We start from the raw sequence: 13,508 nt of genomic DNA on the forward strand, positions 1-13,508 counted from the left end.
TGTGATTCAAGTCACAGGTTCTGAAATTTATAAGCTTACCACGACGCTGAAAGGGGCTGCTTTAGTAAATAGTTGTATTTTTGCAATATTCTTTGACTTTTTGCACCATATCTGTATTTTTCAGTGTTATTGCGCTAATGGATGTTTTTTTCTCATGGCCAAACAAACACGATATAATAGCTTTGACGAACTGAAAGACAGTTCATTGGCGGTAGAGCAGCACCCTACCGTGGCGGCTGATCGTTATGCACAGTTTGCCGAGGCTATGACCGTTCTGCGAAAAGAATACATCCAATCAAAAGCATCCCCAGATAACACTACATCTGTAAGCAGGGCCGCTGCACATGGATTATCTTAATATTATCCGCAACGTTTGCAGGATATTCAATGAAAACGACGTTGACTACATGATAGTCGGTGGCACGGCTGTTGCGATTCACGGATATATCAGGCCGACAATTGGCAAGAATGGCCAGCCCACAGAGAAGGTCGATTTAGATCTTTGGTACAGAACTACACCTCAAAACCATGCCCGGTTGCTCAGTGCTGTGGAACAACTCGGAAAGGATGTAACCGAGCACCGAAATGCCGAAGTTATAGACCTAGCTCCGTTTCTAAGGTTCGAATTTGAAGAATACACCCTTGACCTTCTGCCAACTATAAAAGCCCCTCTAAGATTTTGGCAAGCTTACGAAAGGCGTCAATCGTTTAAATCTGAAGGTGCAGAGATCGTATTTATTAGCCTTGAGGATTTGATTCAAGACAAGCAAGCGACGGGAAGAACGAAAGATATCGAGGATATTGAGAATTTAAGAAGGATCAATTCCCCTGGTATTTGAATAATATTTTGTCAAAATTTGATCCGGTTGTTTTTATATTCAACGCGAACGATGAGATTGTTGATAATAGAACAGAGAACCGGTAGCCAACCATCAATACACCGAAGCACGGTCGTACCGGAACGGGTCGGGCTGGGCAGGCAGTTTTAAAGGCGAAAAACCGGTAAATTCCCTGAAGGTGCGGATGAAATGCGACTGATCGGCGTACCCGTTGTCGAAGGCAATGTCGGACAGCTTGCTGTAATCCCGGTTTTTCAACTGTTGCAGGCTCGCCTGAAACCGGCAAATCCGGGCAAAGAGCCGGGGCGAAATGCCAACGTACTGCTCAAACCGCCGTTCGAAGGTGCGTTCGGAGATGTTCAGCGTTCTGTGCAATTCCGGCAACGAGGCATTTCCCTGGGCCGTCCAGATTTGGTCGACCGCGAAATTCAGCGCCCGGTCGGCGCTGGGGTGATTAAGTTGAAGCATCCGCAGTATACAGGATGAAACCAGTTCAACCTGATCGGTTACGGAATCGGACTGAAATAACCGCTCGAACGCCGGGAGACCGGATAAGGTCGGCAGTGGGCCGAGGTCAACGCAGGTACCGGTTAGCGTGTCGGCCCGGATTCCGAGCAGGGGCAGGATGGCGTGCGGATACAGGAAAAAAATGAGCAGCCGAAACCGCCCCCGGGCCGTAATTTCCACCGGTTTGATGGTCTGGCCGTACAGAAAAAAAGACGTGGTTGGGTAAGTAAGTGCATTCAGCAGCATACCCCGCGACGATTGCTGGAAGATAATACCGGGACAGCCGTCGGCAAAAAAACGGAAGGTGTTCGGCGTAGCCACGCTCTCGCAGCCCTCCAACACCAGAATGTCTTTGACATACGGTTTTAAGGCGGCATGACAGTGGACAAGTTGCTGGACCATAGACGTCTCAAATTGACAACGCAAAGCTAAGGAGGGTAATAAAAACCGCCAACGAATAGTTGTTGAACGGGACATTCCGGCGCATTTTGTGTATTTTTAGCGCATTAGCAACCCAAACATTCGTTAGGATGGATATGGAGACCTTCCGGCGGCTAGCGTTGTCCTTTCCCGGCATGACGGAACAGGCGCATTTCGAGAAACCATCGTTTCGGGTTGCGGGGAAGATTGTCGCCACGCTCGACACGGCCAATCAGCGGGTGTGCCTGAAATTATCGGAACGGGATCAGGATTTGTTTTCAACGTTCGACAAAACCGTCATTTATCCCGTGCCGAATGGTTGGGGCAAGCAGGGCTGGACGTTTGTGAATCTGGAGAAAGTACCGGAGGAAACGCTGCGGGATGCCCTGACGGCGGCTTACCGGACCGTCGCCCCAAAAAAGCGGCAGACTGGATTTTGATGCGGTAAATTTCCAAAACCTTTTTCTTCCACAGCGCTTTCTTCCAATCAGCAGTAACGAACAGACCGTATGATCGAGGAAAAACTAGCCATCGTCACCGGAGCCAGTCGGGAAACCGGGTTGGGCTTCGAGACGGCGAAACAACTGACCGAACTAGGCTACCGTGTAATTGTAACTGCCCGAAACGTCGATTCGCTGGCGGCTTTAGCAGATCAGATCGGAGCCATCGCCCGGCCCCTTGATATTACCGATGACAAAAGCGTTCAGCAGTTTGCGCAGGAAGTTGAACAGCAGTTCGGAAAACTGGATGCGCTCGTCAATAATGCCGGAGCGTACTTCGACGCCGGTCAGCAGCCTTTGTCGGCGGAGATGGATTTTGTCAAAGACGCTTTTGACGCCAATTTGCTCGGAGCCTGGCGGATGATCAAAGCGTTTGTACCGTTGCTGGAGAAAAGCGGTCATGGGCGCATTGTCAACGTATCGAGCGGAGCGGGTTCCTTTACCGACCCGGTTTTTGGTTTGCCTCACCACCCGAACGGCGTGCCGGTATACGCCCTGACCAAACTGGCGCTGAACGGCCTGACGGTGAAGCTGGCAAAGCAACTCGAAGGCTCTACCATCAAAATTAACGCGGTTTGCCCCGGTTTTGTCGCCACTTACCCCGGAACGGCCGAATGGGGTGCCCGGCCCGTTCAGGAAGGAGCTAAGAGCATTGTCTGGGGCGTAACCCTTCCGGACGACGGACCCAGTGGCGGTTTTTTCAGAGACGGACAACCCATTGCCTGGTGATGGAAACCCACAAAGGCGTTAACGCATTCTACGCCCAAAACCGACAGGACTGGCGGAACTGGCTGGACCAGAATCACGACACCGAAAAGGCTGTCTGGTTGATCATGTACCGGAAAACCAGCGAAAAACCGGGTGTCTACTATGACGAGGCCGTGGAGGAAGCGCTGTGTTTCGGCTGGATCGACAGTGTGGCCAATAAACGCGACGAGGAGAGCTTTTACCTCTATTTTGCGCGCCGAAACCCCAAAAGCAACTGGAGCCAGGCCAACCGTGAACGGGTCGACAAACTGACGCAAAAGGGGTTGATCAGACCGGCTGGTCAGGCGATGATCGACCTGGCGAAAGAAACCGGGACCTGGGAAGCGCTGGTGGATGTGCAGAACGCGGTGATTCCGGATGATTTACAGCAATTGTTCAATCAGAATCCGCAGGCGATGGCCAACTTTCAGGCGTTTTCGCCCTCGTCGAAGCGCGGGATTCTGGAATGGATTCTGAACGCCAAACGGCCCGAAACCCGGCAGAAGCGGCTGGCGGAAACCGTTCGAATGGCCGAACAAAACAAACGGGTCAACATTGATCGATAAGCCGAAAATCGCTCATGACGCCTGCTCCGATCCGTTTGACTGGGCGACCAGCGACGGTTCTACGACCACACTCATAGGCAAATACACCGTAAAAATGGCTCCCTGTCCGGGGTACCCTTTGGCCGCGATGGTGCCACCGTGCATTTCGGCTACCTTCTTGCAGATGGTCAGACCGATGCCGGTTCCGGCGTATTGATCCCGGCCGTGCAGCCGCTGGAAAAGCTGAAAAATCCGGTCATGATACCGTTCATCGAACCCAATCCCGTTGTCCTGGACGCTGATAGCCAGGTAAGCGTTTTCCCGGTTGCGTATGGGCACCGGAATGTCGAAAATGTTGACGTTCTGTGTACTGATCCGAATCTGCGGAACCCGCTCGGGCGTTCGGAATTTTAACGCATTGGAAAGCAGGTTCTGAAACATCTGCCGCAATTGCAACGGATTGCCCTGTACAGTGGGGAGCGGTTCCAGGGTGATCTGCGCATTGCGTTCCCGGATGTTGAGTTCCAGGTCGCCCAGTACTTCTTTGATGAGGGTCGTCAGATCGACCGGCCGGAAGGGCTGGTGGTGGGTATTCAGGCGCGAGTAAGATAGTAAGTCCTTGATCAACAAGTGCATCCGCTCGGCGGCCGAATGCATTCGCTGAATCATATCCTGAGCCGCCGGATTAAGGTCGACGGAAAACTGCTCCAGCAGCAACGTACCGAACGACTGGATTTTTCGCAGCGGCTCCTGCAAATCGTGGGACGCCACGTAGGCAAATTCGGCCAGTTCCTGGTTGCTGCGGTTCAGTTCGCCGATGTTCATTTTCAATTCGAGTTGGTATTGCTCGAGTTGCTGTTTGATTTCGGTCAGTTCCTGATTGTCTTTCAGCGTTCGGTCCATCATCTTCTGGGCGTGAATATCCACCAGAAAACCGTTCCAGGACAGTACCTCGTTCTGCTCATTCAGAATGGGCGTAGCATTGATCAGGTGCCAGACATAATCCCCCGTAGCCGCCTGCCGAATCCGGATTTCGTTACGGAAGGTCCGGTCGCTTTGGGCTTGTTCCCGCCAGTTCCAGGGTTTGTAGGCATCGTCGGCATGGACCACGGCCCGCCAGCCTTTTTCGTTCAGTACGTCCATCGATGTTCCGGTATAGGCTTCAAGCCACCGGTTGGCATAGAGCAGTTTACCTTCGTTCGACGCCGTGAAAATCATCAGGGGCAGTGTGTCGGTCAGCGTCTGGTATTGTTTTTCACTTTCGCGGAGCCGCTCGGCCATTTCCTGCAATTGGCGGTTTTTCCGGCGAATTTCCTCGTAGGGCGAGATGGGCGGTTCGTCGCGAAACTGGGCTTTCCAGATTTCGACTCGGGCCTCACTGATTCGCGGGTTGGCAGGAAGCTGCACATACAGGCTGATTTCCGAGCCCCGTTCGGATTCGGCGTAGTCGAGCTGGTCGACCAGCCGCCGGGCATACCGGATGCCTTCATTGACGGTTCCCTTGATCCGCCGGTCCTTCACGCGCGCCAGCAGTTTTCGGTCTTTTGCCGTCGAAACACCCAGGGTCAGGGTAGCTCCGATGCCGTAGGTGATCGCATCCCGGGCCACCTCCGAAACCGCCGTGGCAAACGTCGTTTGAGCTGCCAGCGAGAGCCCGGCCAACTCGGCTAGTTTCATGGTGCTTTTATGCGCCAGAATTAAATCCAGTTCGTTATCTAAAGCTATCTTAGCAATCTCGTTCATGTCAGCCAATTCTTGCTACCACCACCGATGTGTCATCGGTTCGGCGGGAGTAATCTTTGTAAAGCGCTGCCGCCAGGATCGATAGATCATAATTAACAATCGCCGGATACTTTGACAGGTCCCAGCGCGATTTGATCCCATCGGAACACATAATGACCAGTTGCCCATTTTCAAACCCTACCTCCTGATCGCTCATCGTGCCGGGAATATTCATGCCGATTATACCATTGTAGGCCATGTGGCTTTTCGAAAAAAGGGTTCCCTGAAACCGGGTCGCGATGTTTCCAATGCCACACACTGTCCACCTCCGGGATTTAAAGTCAAACTGCAGGATGGTGCCCACTAACCCGCGGGTTTTTCTGACCGCCTGGTGCATGGACCGAAGGAGGTCGGTTGGTCTAGTTTCCGGACTAAGCTGGAAGGTTTTAATGGCTTCCTCGACAGCATGGCTGGCTTCTGGTCCGTGTCCGAGTCCATCGCCCAGAAACAGCTTCAGCCCGTTCGCGGTGATTTTGGTGGCATATCCGTCACCACATTCCGATTCACCGGGTTTTGGCACAACAACGGGGCGAATTTCAACCTTCGGTAAGGTAGCTGGTACGGGTGGCTTTTTGGTATAAACGCGCGCCAGAAGAATTGTTCCCCAATTTTTCAACGAATACAATTCAAATTTATCAGACAGGCGTTTGATCGCTCCAAGCCCTTGCCCGAGGGTGTTGGTGGTCGAGGTGCCATCGGCTACCATCCGGCCAGGGTCGGACATGCCCGGCCCGTTGTCGATGCTGATCAGTTCAATGCCGGCATACGCGGGTTCCTCCAGTTTACGAACCAGGATTTCGCCCCCACCTGCGTGTTTCACTAAGTTAGAGGCTATCTCGGCCACGATGATGTCTAGCTCAGCTTGTTTTTTAGCGTTAAATTCAAGTTGTAGGGCAAATGAATGAATTTCCTTTTTTACAATAGCCAGATAACTCCGGTCAGGAGCGCTGAAAACCGTATGGTGTCTATTACCCATTCTTCCATTTAACAATCGTGACTACTGTGCCTTCGCCAACGGTACTTTTCAGATTGAATTCATTGACCAGTCGCTTGGTACCGGGTAAGCCCAGGCCCAGACTTTTCCCGGTGGAATAACCGTCCTGCATCGCCTTCTCGATGTCGGCAATACCCGGCCCTTTGTCAATGAACGTCAGCCGAATGCCGTTTTCGCGGATTCGGCTGACTACTTCGATCAAGACTTCGCCCCCGTTGGCATAGCGTAACATATTACGCACCAATTCGCTGGCCGCTGTGATCAGCTTGGTCTGATTGACCAGCCCCATCCCAATTTTAACGGCATATTCTTTCACCCGGTTTCGAAACAGGACAACATCCTGGTCTTTTTGAATAACCATTCGGTCCTTATTCAATACCAGCATCGTCATCCTCATCGTCCTGTTCATCGTGATCCGGGCCAATCCTGGCTTTCAGCAGTTCCATGCCTTTTTCGACATTCAATGCCGTGTACACGCCTTTCAGTGGCAAGCCCAGTTCAATGAGCGTAATGGCCACGGCGGGTTGCATGCCCACTACCACCGTTTCCGCATCCAGAATGCGCGCCATACTGGCAATATTGCCAATAATTCGACCCATGAACGAATCAACAATTGTGACAGCAGAAATATCAATTAAAACCCCCCGGGCACCGGTTTTGTTTACGGTCTGGATCAGATCGGCTTCCAGATTCAGCGCCAGCCGATCGTAGAGATCGACCTGAATGGTAACCAGTAAATAGGGCCCCATCCTGAGAATAGGGATCTTTTCCATAGCGAGCGAAGCTTAGATTGATTGTTTCTTACGAACCTCCAGTTTTTGCAGCGCGAACGCATATTTCAGGGCGCTCGCCAGCGATGCTTTGGTGATGATGTTGGAGAGATCGATGCCCAGGTGGACAACGGTCTGGGCAATTTCGGGTCGAATGCCGCTGATGATGCACTCGGCCCCCATCAGCCGGGTTGCACTGACGGTTTTGATCAGGTGCTGGGCCACCAGCGAATCGACGGCCGGAACACCCGAAATGTCCAGAATGGCAATGCTGCTGCCGGTATCGACAATTTCCTGAAGCAGGCTTTCCATCACCACCTGCGTACGCGAACTGTCGAGCGTCCCGATAATGGGCAGCGCCAGAATACCGTCCCACACCCGGATCACGGGGGTTGAAATTTCGGCGATTTCGTCGGTTTGCCGCAAAATAACTTCTTCGCGGCCTTTGATAAATGTTTCGAAGGTAATGACGCCAAAGCTGTCAATCAGTTTGTTGATTTTCAGGCTTTCTTCGTAAAGAATGGTCGGGTCGCCCGCCAGTTCCTGCTTCAGGGTATCCAGAATGGCCTCTTTCAGGCTGAAAATGTACAGACCGGTTTCGCGGGGCGAAAAACCCTGCCGGGCCCGCGAAATGGAAATTCCTCCTAAAATTTCGTAGACGTCTTCAAAATCAGTTGAGTCGGGTTGGGTAATGTTGTTTTCATTGACAGTTTTCAGAATAACATTCATGAACTCTTCCGACTGAACCAGTAAATCCTCGTTACTCATCAAATCCTCCCGCAGGCCAGTATCGGCTAACTGATTTTTCATCCAGAGTTCGATAATCTGCTTCTTCTTTCGTTGCAGCACCTTGACGGCTGTATTCTTCATAAGTCGATTTTGGTTAAAAGACAAAAGTAAGGGTTGGGGTAGAGGAATCTGCTGAATCGGGAAAAGATTATCGACTGGGAATTCGAAGCAGCAAGCCTATACTTCTCAAAGGAACTTTCCAGCCTTTTGTAAAATGCGTTAATTTAACGTGAACTATGAGTTTTATGACCCCATCGGGGTCGAATGATTGTAGAAAAGTAGTGTTCTATGTATTCTACGCGTGCCGTAGGTACGCAACCCAGGGTGAATGGCGTACCTACGGCACGCTGATCGGCAGATACTGGCGGTTTTTCTCATAAACATTCCGTGCCGATGGCACTGAAACGACTTATTATTCAGATAGATAATCTCATAGTTCGCGTTAATTTAATCGATTTTAACCGACAAATTGAAATGAATTGGATCCGATGAAAATAGACAAAATTAAGCCAGTTTTTTTCTGCTTCTTATTCAGCGCCTTTCAAGGGTTGGCTCAGCAGCAGACGTATTGCAATCCGATGGACATCAGCTATCGGTATAATTTCGAGCAACTGAACGAGCGGATTTCGTACCGATCCGGGGCCGATCCGGTGATTATCAACCATAAAGTAGGCAATCAGCCCGGTGAGTATTACCTGTTTGTCACCATCTCCGGTGGCTGGTGGAAATCGAAAAACCTCGTCGACTGGCAATATGTGGTGCCCGACAAATGGCCGATGGAAGACATGTGCGCTCCGGCGGCTTTGTCGGTCCGCGACACGCTGTTTCTGTTTCAGTCGACCTTCGAGCAACGCCCCATCTTTTACTCCACCGAACCCGGCAAAGGGAAGCTCAAGTTCTACAACCGCTGGTTGCCGCGTCTGCCCAAAGACATCGGCCCCTGGGACCCGGCGCTCTTTCACGACCCGGATACCGACAAGTGGTATATGTACTGGGGCTCCTCGAATGTCTACCCGGTTTTTGGGGCCGAACTCGACCACGGCCGCCGGTTGACCTACAAAATTCCGGAACCGTCGAAGGCCTACCAGCCGATGTTCTGGCTCGATCCCTGGCAGCACGGTTGGGAGCGCTTCGGCCCGAACCATTCCGATCCGATCAAGCCGTTCGTTGAAGGAGCCTGGATGACCAAACACAACGGAAAGTATTATCTGCAATACGGTGCGCCCGGCACCGAATACAACGTGTACGCCAACGGAACGTACGTGGGCAAAGATCCACTAGGGCCGTTTGAGTACGCGCCTTATAACCCGATTGCCTATAAACCAGGTGGTTATGCCACCGGTACTGGCCACGGAAATACCTTTCAGGATAACTTCGGCAATTACTGGAATACCGGCACAACCTGGCTCGGCATTGTCTGGGGCATGGAACGCCGGATTGTGATGCACCCCGCCGGTTTCGACAAAGACGACCAGTTGTACGCCAACACCCGGTTTGGCGATTTTCCGCACAAACTCCCGACGGCGAAATGGCAAAACAGCAATGACTTGTTTACAGGCTGGATGTTGCTCAACTATAAAAAACCGGTCACGGCCTCCTCGACACTGGACACGATGCGGGCCGAACTGACGGTCGACGAAAACCCTCGGACCTTCTGGGTGCCGACCCAAAACCGCCCCGGCGAAACCCTGACCTCCGACTTGGGGGCCGAGCAGGACGTGCGGGCGGTTCAGGTGAATTATGTCGATTATAAAAATACCATTTACGATAGTGACTCTACGGTCTATACGCAGTTCAGGTTACACGCTTCGCGCGACGGGAAAAAATGGGAAATCATTGCCGACCTCACCAGGCAGCCGAAGCGCGATCGGGCATGTGCCTACGTGGAACTGCCGACGCCGGTGCGGGCGCGGTACGTTCGTTACGAGCATGTGTATACCGCCGGGCCGTACGTGGCCATCAACGGGTTTCGGGTGTTTGGCCAGGGACTGGGCAAGGCTCCGACGACGCCCGCCAAACTGGCCGTGGTGCGGCAGAAAGACCAGCGCAATGCCGACATTTCGTGGCAGAAAGTGCCCGGAGCCACGGGCTACAACATCCTGTGGGGCATTGCGAAGGACAAGCTTTATCAGACCTACCAGGTTTGGAACGACCAGCCGAACCAGTTGGAACTGCGGGCGCTGAACGTCGGCGTGCCGTATTATTTTGCCATTGAAGCCTTCAACGAAAACGGCGTTTCGACGGTTAGTGGGGTCATCGGGCCGCGCTGAAACGGAAGGGGCGGCTTTCCTTCGGAAAACCGCCCCGGATCAGTCGGACCCAAAACCGTCAGAGCGTTTGTTCGGTCTCTTCTTCGATATTCAGGTTGTTGGCTTTGGCAAAATCATCGCGGGTGCCCTCAAAATGGCTGAAGATATCTTTGACGGCATCGACATTGTCAGCAATCTTCGCGTGCATGTCGCCCAGTTGTTTTTCCAGGAATGAGTCGTTCAGGTTCATGTTGTCTACCTCGATCTGGCTGATCTTGTTGATCAGGGCCGTCTGGCTGTTCTGGAGGTCTTCCAGTTCCCGAACGATCTTGTTCATCAATTCAAATTTCTGTGCCTTATCCATGTTTTCAAACGTTGATTGTTTCCTGGATAAACGAGGATTTTAACCGGATGGTTTTACAATCATTTTTCTTTCTGCGAAAAGACGAGCAATTTCGGGCTGCTAATCTGTGCGTAATCAATCCATCCCATGCGTAACATTCTCTTGCTGGTCGGCTGTCTTCTGGGCAGCCTGGCCTTTGCCCAAACGCCCCAAAAACATCCCAACACCTCCGGTAAAGACTGGAAACCGCTGTTTGCGGCTGATTTGTCGGACGCCGGTTTTCCGAAAGGCATCTGGAGTGTGGAAAATGGCGTTCTGACGGCCACGGAAGATATCCCGATCTGGACCCAAAAAACGTACAAAAATTTTGTGCTGGATCTGGAATTTAAAAACGCCCCTGGCACCAACAGCGGGGTGTTTGTCTATTGCAGCGACACGGCCCGGTTTATTCCGAACTCGGTCGAAATCCAGATTGCCGACGACTACAGCGAGCAGTGGTCGAAAGCCCCGGCCACCTGGCAGTGTGCGGCTTTTTTCGGCCATAAACCAGCCGCGAAACCGAAGCTCGTCAAACCGGCGGGGGAATGGAACCGATACACGATTACGTGTCAGGGAAAGAAAATTTCGGTCGTGATGAACGGGCAACTGATCAACAAGATCGACATGAACCAGTGGACGTCCGGCAAAACCAACCCCGACGGAACCGAGATCCCGAACTGGCTGAACAAGCCCTGGGCCAGCCTGCCGAATGAGGGCCACGTCGGTTTTCAGGGCAAGCATGCCGGAGCGCCGATTTACTTCCGGAATATGAAAATCAAGGAGTTGAAATAAACGGGAGGGAAGGGGGGAAAGGTGGAGGCTGCCGGGTTGTAACGATCTCAGGTTGCAACGGACATGACCTTTCCGCTCCCTTCCCCAAAACCCGGTATTTAGCTTGAGGTCAGGCCGCGCAACAAACTCAGGCTGCAAATGATCGACAGGGCTTTACAAAGCGAACTCAGCATAACATCGTCGCTGAGCAGGAACGCCACCACCAGACCGGCAATCGACACGCTCAGTTGAAAGGCGATCTGTAAACCCGGCAGGTGGTACCGCAGCAGGGCGCTCAGAACGCCGGAGTACCGCAGAATGGATTTCATGGCAGGCTGATTTTTAACAGGGATTCGATTGCTACTGGTTTTCCCGCTGATTGAATCGCTTCCCGCAGTTCGAACAGGTCTTTTTGCAGTGTTTTGATCCGTTTCTCCCGCATCTTGACATCTTCCTCACTGCTGCTCGGATTGATTTTGCTTTCGTGGTGTTTGATCTTAATGTGGACCATTTCCGTAAGTAATTTAACGGCGTCCTGCGCTGAGAATTGACCTTGTATGAGTTGCATTTCCATGACGGTTTTCGGCAGTTTTTCTTTATTGACCCTGGCCTAACGAGAAAGCCGGTTGTCCGTTGAAAGCGTACAAATTCTCGGTTTTGACCGTATCGATGCCTGATTCGTGGGCTTTATACAGCAGCTTGATGATCTCCCCTTTCGGCAATAGTTCGCCCTCGGTTGGCTTGAACCGGCACCGCCAGTGGTCGGTGCAGAAGGTTTCCTGAAAACCGTCCGGCCAGACTTTGATCCCCCGGTTGGTGATCATGGACAGTTTGGCTTCCGGCGTCTGGATCGATTGAATCAGACTCGCCAGTTCATCCGGGTTGGTGCCGCCCCAGTGTACGAACAGGTCGACGCCCACCAGGTCTTTTTTAGCTGCCGGTTTGCGCTGGTATTTCGGCAGTTGCAGGGCCGAGCCTTTGGCAAAACTCACGGCTTTCAGCGTCGACGGTTTTTCGCCCAGGTTTCGGATAACCGCCTGCGCAAACTCCTTCGTCCCAACTTTCTGGCGGCTGATGCCTTCTTTATAGATGTCGTAGGTATGAATGCCGTCTTCAATGGTTTTCAGCCAGGCATTTTGTACTTTTTCGGCTACCTCGGTCTGGCCGATGTGGTTCAGCATCATCACGGCTCCTTGCAGCAAGCCGGATGGATTGGCCAGATTTTGCCCGGCCCGGCGGGGCGCTGATCCGTGAATAGCTTCGAACATGGCGCACTCTTCCCCGATGTTGGCCGAGCCCGCCAGCCCGACCGAACCGGCAATCTGGGCCGCTACGTCCGATAGTACGTCGCCGTATAAGTTGGGCATTACGATCACGTCGAACGCTTCGGGCGTGTCGGCCATCTTGGCGGCTCCGATATCAATAATCCAATGTTCGTTCTCGATGTCGGGGTACTCTTTGGCTATCTCGTCGAAGACCTGGTGGAACAGACCGTCGGTCTGCTTCATGATGTTGTCTTTGGTGAAGCAGGTTACTTTTTTGCGGTCATACTGACGGGCGTATTCAAAGGCGTACCGAACAATTTTTTCGCAACCCGGGCGGCTGATCAGCTTCAGACACTGCACCACTTCGTCGGTTTGCTGGTGTTCGATCCCGGCGTACAAATCCTCCTCGTTTTCCCGGACAATGACCAGATCCATCTGCGGATGCTTGGTTTTGACGTAGGGATGTAAACTCAGGCAGGGCCGGATATTTGCATAAAGACCCAGAAACTTCCGGGTGGTTACATTCAGGCTCTTGTAACCTCCACCCTGTGGGGTGGTGATCGGGGCTTTCAGAAACACTTTGTTCTTTCGGATGATGTCCCAGGATTCTTTGGCAATGCCCGACGTGTTGCCAGCTAGGTAGACCTGTTCGCCCACGGCGATTTCATCAATTTCCAGTTGAGCACCTGCCGCCAGAATAATTTCCAGCGTTGCGTCCATGATTTCCGGGCCGATCCCGTCGCCTTTTGCAACCGTTATTCTTGTCATGTTTAAATTGAATTTTTTTGTGGAATAATCGGCATTGTCTGTTGGATAAATGACAGAACCGAAACGGTTCTGAAAACTCTAAACAGCCTGCCGTCTTGATCAGTGAGTGATAATTGGTTGATTTTGACGCTGCAAAATTGTTGCAAGTGGACTATATATTTTTATTTATCTTTGTAATGG

General features: G+C 52.2%; 17 protein-coding genes. 7 read left to right on the forward strand and 10 right to left on the reverse strand.

Going from position 1 to position 13,508, the window contains the following annotated elements:
- The first annotated feature begins 1 nt into the window (after position 1).
- Both ACO2Q8_RS23920 and ACO2Q8_RS23925 read left to right on the forward strand, forming a co-directional pair.
- The gene (locus ACO2Q8_RS23920) at positions 2 to 358 is read left to right on the forward strand and encodes a hypothetical protein (RefSeq protein WP_423347402.1); all 357 of its coding nucleotides are present in this window, start codon (positions 2 to 4) and stop codon (positions 356 to 358) included.
- On the forward strand, positions 345 to 839 hold the full coding sequence (locus ACO2Q8_RS23925; RefSeq protein ID WP_423347403.1) for a hypothetical protein: 495 nt from the start codon (positions 345 to 347) through the stop codon (positions 837 to 839). Before ACO2Q8_RS23920 ends, ACO2Q8_RS23925 begins: the two co-directional genes overlap by 14 nt.
- Before the next feature lie 93 nt (positions 840 to 932).
- Here ACO2Q8_RS23925 and ACO2Q8_RS23930 read toward each other — a convergent pair whose 3' ends face one another.
- Positions 933 to 1,748, reverse strand: coding sequence for a helix-turn-helix domain-containing protein (locus ACO2Q8_RS23930; protein ID WP_423347404.1), 816 nt, complete (start codon positions 1,746 to 1,748; stop codon positions 933 to 935).
- Between the two features lie 128 nt (positions 1,749 to 1,876).
- Here ACO2Q8_RS23930 and ACO2Q8_RS23935 point away from each other — a divergent pair, with 128 nt between their 5' ends.
- From ACO2Q8_RS23935 to ACO2Q8_RS23945, 3 genes are all read left to right on the forward strand, one after another.
- On the forward strand, positions 1,877 to 2,206 hold the full coding sequence (locus tag ACO2Q8_RS23935; RefSeq protein WP_423347405.1) for an MmcQ/YjbR family DNA-binding protein: 330 nt from the start codon (positions 1,877 to 1,879) through the stop codon (positions 2,204 to 2,206).
- Between the two features lie 69 nt (positions 2,207 to 2,275).
- Positions 2,276 to 2,995 carry an SDR family NAD(P)-dependent oxidoreductase gene (locus ACO2Q8_RS23940; RefSeq protein ID WP_423347406.1) on the forward strand — a complete coding sequence of 240 codons (720 nt, stop codon included), beginning with the start codon at positions 2,276 to 2,278 and terminating at the stop codon, positions 2,993 to 2,995.
- A complete protein-coding gene (locus ACO2Q8_RS23945; RefSeq protein ID WP_423347407.1) occupies positions 2,995 to 3,579 on the forward strand; it encodes a YdeI/OmpD-associated family protein in 585 nt (194 codons plus the stop codon). Before ACO2Q8_RS23940 ends, ACO2Q8_RS23945 begins: the two co-directional genes overlap by 1 nt.
- A gap of 12 nt (positions 3,580 to 3,591) precedes the next feature.
- Here the strand turns inward: ACO2Q8_RS23945 and ACO2Q8_RS23950 are convergent, their stop codons facing one another.
- From ACO2Q8_RS23950 to ACO2Q8_RS23970, 5 genes are read right to left on the reverse strand one after another with little or no spacing between them, the layout of a single operon-like run.
- Positions 3,592 to 5,301: a sensor histidine kinase gene (locus tag ACO2Q8_RS23950; RefSeq protein WP_423347408.1), complete on the reverse strand. Its 1,710-nt coding sequence runs from the start codon at positions 5,299 to 5,301 to the stop codon at positions 3,592 to 3,594.
- A 1-nt stretch (position 5,302) separates the two neighbouring features.
- Entirely contained in the window at positions 5,303 to 6,331 is a 1,029-nt protein-coding gene (locus ACO2Q8_RS23955) for an ATP-binding SpoIIE family protein phosphatase (protein ID WP_423347409.1), read from the reverse strand.
- Complete coding sequence (locus ACO2Q8_RS23960) at positions 6,309 to 6,695, reverse strand: anti-sigma regulatory factor (RefSeq protein ID WP_423347410.1); 387 nt, start codon at positions 6,693 to 6,695, stop codon at positions 6,309 to 6,311. Before ACO2Q8_RS23960 ends, ACO2Q8_RS23955 begins: the two co-directional genes overlap by 23 nt.
- Before the next feature lie 7 nt (positions 6,696 to 6,702).
- Complete coding sequence (locus ACO2Q8_RS23965) at positions 6,703 to 7,107, reverse strand: STAS domain-containing protein (RefSeq protein WP_423347411.1); 405 nt, start codon at positions 7,105 to 7,107, stop codon at positions 6,703 to 6,705.
- 12 nt (positions 7,108 to 7,119) lie between these two features.
- Entirely contained in the window at positions 7,120 to 7,974 is an 855-nt protein-coding gene (locus tag ACO2Q8_RS23970; RefSeq protein WP_423347412.1) for an STAS domain-containing protein, read from the reverse strand.
- A 497-nt stretch (positions 7,975 to 8,471) separates the two neighbouring features.
- On the opposite strand from ACO2Q8_RS23970, the gene ACO2Q8_RS23975 reads away from it, so the two are divergent.
- Complete coding sequence (locus tag ACO2Q8_RS23975; RefSeq protein ID WP_423347413.1) at positions 8,472 to 10,163, forward strand: family 43 glycosylhydrolase; 1,692 nt, start codon at positions 8,472 to 8,474, stop codon at positions 10,161 to 10,163.
- A 58-nt stretch (positions 10,164 to 10,221) separates the two neighbouring features.
- Here ACO2Q8_RS23975 and ACO2Q8_RS23980 read toward each other — a convergent pair whose 3' ends face one another.
- Entirely contained in the window at positions 10,222 to 10,506 is a 285-nt protein-coding gene (locus tag ACO2Q8_RS23980) for a hypothetical protein (protein WP_423347414.1), read from the reverse strand.
- A gap of 126 nt (positions 10,507 to 10,632) precedes the next feature.
- Between ACO2Q8_RS23980 and ACO2Q8_RS23985 the strand changes: the two genes are divergently transcribed.
- The gene (locus ACO2Q8_RS23985) at positions 10,633 to 11,316 is read left to right on the forward strand and encodes a 3-keto-disaccharide hydrolase (RefSeq protein ID WP_423347415.1); all 684 of its coding nucleotides are present in this window, start codon (positions 10,633 to 10,635) and stop codon (positions 11,314 to 11,316) included.
- A gap of 98 nt (positions 11,317 to 11,414) precedes the next feature.
- Here ACO2Q8_RS23985 and ACO2Q8_RS23990 read toward each other — a convergent pair whose 3' ends face one another.
- From ACO2Q8_RS23990 to ACO2Q8_RS24000, 3 genes are read right to left on the reverse strand one after another with little or no spacing between them, the layout of a single operon-like run.
- Positions 11,415 to 11,624, reverse strand: coding sequence for a hypothetical protein (locus ACO2Q8_RS23990; RefSeq protein ID WP_423347416.1), 210 nt, complete (start codon positions 11,622 to 11,624; stop codon positions 11,415 to 11,417).
- Positions 11,621 to 11,863 carry a hypothetical protein gene (locus ACO2Q8_RS23995; RefSeq protein ID WP_423347417.1) on the reverse strand — a complete coding sequence of 81 codons (243 nt, stop codon included), beginning with the start codon at positions 11,861 to 11,863 and terminating at the stop codon, positions 11,621 to 11,623. The genes ACO2Q8_RS23990 and ACO2Q8_RS23995 overlap by 4 nt, the downstream gene beginning before the upstream one ends.
- Positions 11,864 to 11,891: 28 nt before the next feature.
- Positions 11,892 to 13,328, reverse strand: a complete 1,437-nt coding sequence (locus tag ACO2Q8_RS24000; protein ID WP_423347418.1) for an NADP-dependent isocitrate dehydrogenase — start codon at positions 13,326 to 13,328, stop codon at positions 11,892 to 11,894.
- Between the last annotated feature and the right edge of the window lie 180 nt (positions 13,329 to 13,508).

This window comes from Larkinella sp. VNQ87, from assembly GCF_049445795.1.
Taxonomy (GTDB): Bacteria; Bacteroidota; Bacteroidia; order Cytophagales; family Spirosomataceae; genus Larkinella.

Excerpts from the sequence above, each read along its gene's own strand:
- ACO2Q8_RS23945 (WP_423347407.1), top strand. The coding sequence starts at position 2,995 with ATGGAAACCCACAAAGGCGTTAACGCATTCTACGCCCAAAACCGACAG.
- ACO2Q8_RS23985 (WP_423347415.1), top strand. The coding sequence starts at position 10,633 with ATGCGTAACATTCTCTTGCTGGTCGGCTGTCTTCTGGGCAGCCTGGCC.
- ACO2Q8_RS23995 (WP_423347417.1), bottom strand. The coding sequence starts at position 11,863 with ATGCAACTCATACAAGGTCAATTCTCAGCGCAGGACGCCGTTAAATTA.
- ACO2Q8_RS23940 (WP_423347406.1), top strand. The coding sequence starts at position 2,276 with ATGATCGAGGAAAAACTAGCCATCGTCACCGGAGCCAGTCGGGAAACC.
- ACO2Q8_RS23935 (WP_423347405.1), top strand. The coding sequence starts at position 1,877 with ATGGATATGGAGACCTTCCGGCGGCTAGCGTTGTCCTTTCCCGGCATG.
- ACO2Q8_RS23990 (WP_423347416.1), bottom strand. The coding sequence starts at position 11,624 with ATGAAATCCATTCTGCGGTACTCCGGCGTTCTGAGCGCCCTGCTGCGG.
- ACO2Q8_RS24000 (WP_423347418.1), bottom strand. The coding sequence starts at position 13,328 with ATGACAAGAATAACGGTTGCAAAAGGCGACGGGATCGGCCCGGAAATC.
- ACO2Q8_RS23950 (WP_423347408.1), bottom strand. The coding sequence starts at position 5,301 with ATGAACGAGATTGCTAAGATAGCTTTAGATAACGAACTGGATTTAATT.
- ACO2Q8_RS23975 (WP_423347413.1), top strand. The coding sequence starts at position 8,472 with ATGGACATCAGCTATCGGTATAATTTCGAGCAACTGAACGAGCGGATT.
- ACO2Q8_RS23930 (WP_423347404.1), bottom strand. The coding sequence starts at position 1,748 with ATGGTCCAGCAACTTGTCCACTGTCATGCCGCCTTAAAACCGTATGTC.
- ACO2Q8_RS23960 (WP_423347410.1), bottom strand. The coding sequence starts at position 6,695 with ATGGTTATTCAAAAAGACCAGGATGTTGTCCTGTTTCGAAACCGGGTG.
- ACO2Q8_RS23925 (WP_423347403.1), top strand. The coding sequence starts at position 345 with ATGGATTATCTTAATATTATCCGCAACGTTTGCAGGATATTCAATGAA.
- ACO2Q8_RS23980 (WP_423347414.1), bottom strand. The coding sequence starts at position 10,506 with ATGGATAAGGCACAGAAATTTGAATTGATGAACAAGATCGTTCGGGAA.
- ACO2Q8_RS23965 (WP_423347411.1), bottom strand. The coding sequence starts at position 7,107 with ATGGAAAAGATCCCTATTCTCAGGATGGGGCCCTATTTACTGGTTACC.
- ACO2Q8_RS23970 (WP_423347412.1), bottom strand. The coding sequence starts at position 7,974 with ATGAAGAATACAGCCGTCAAGGTGCTGCAACGAAAGAAGAAGCAGATT.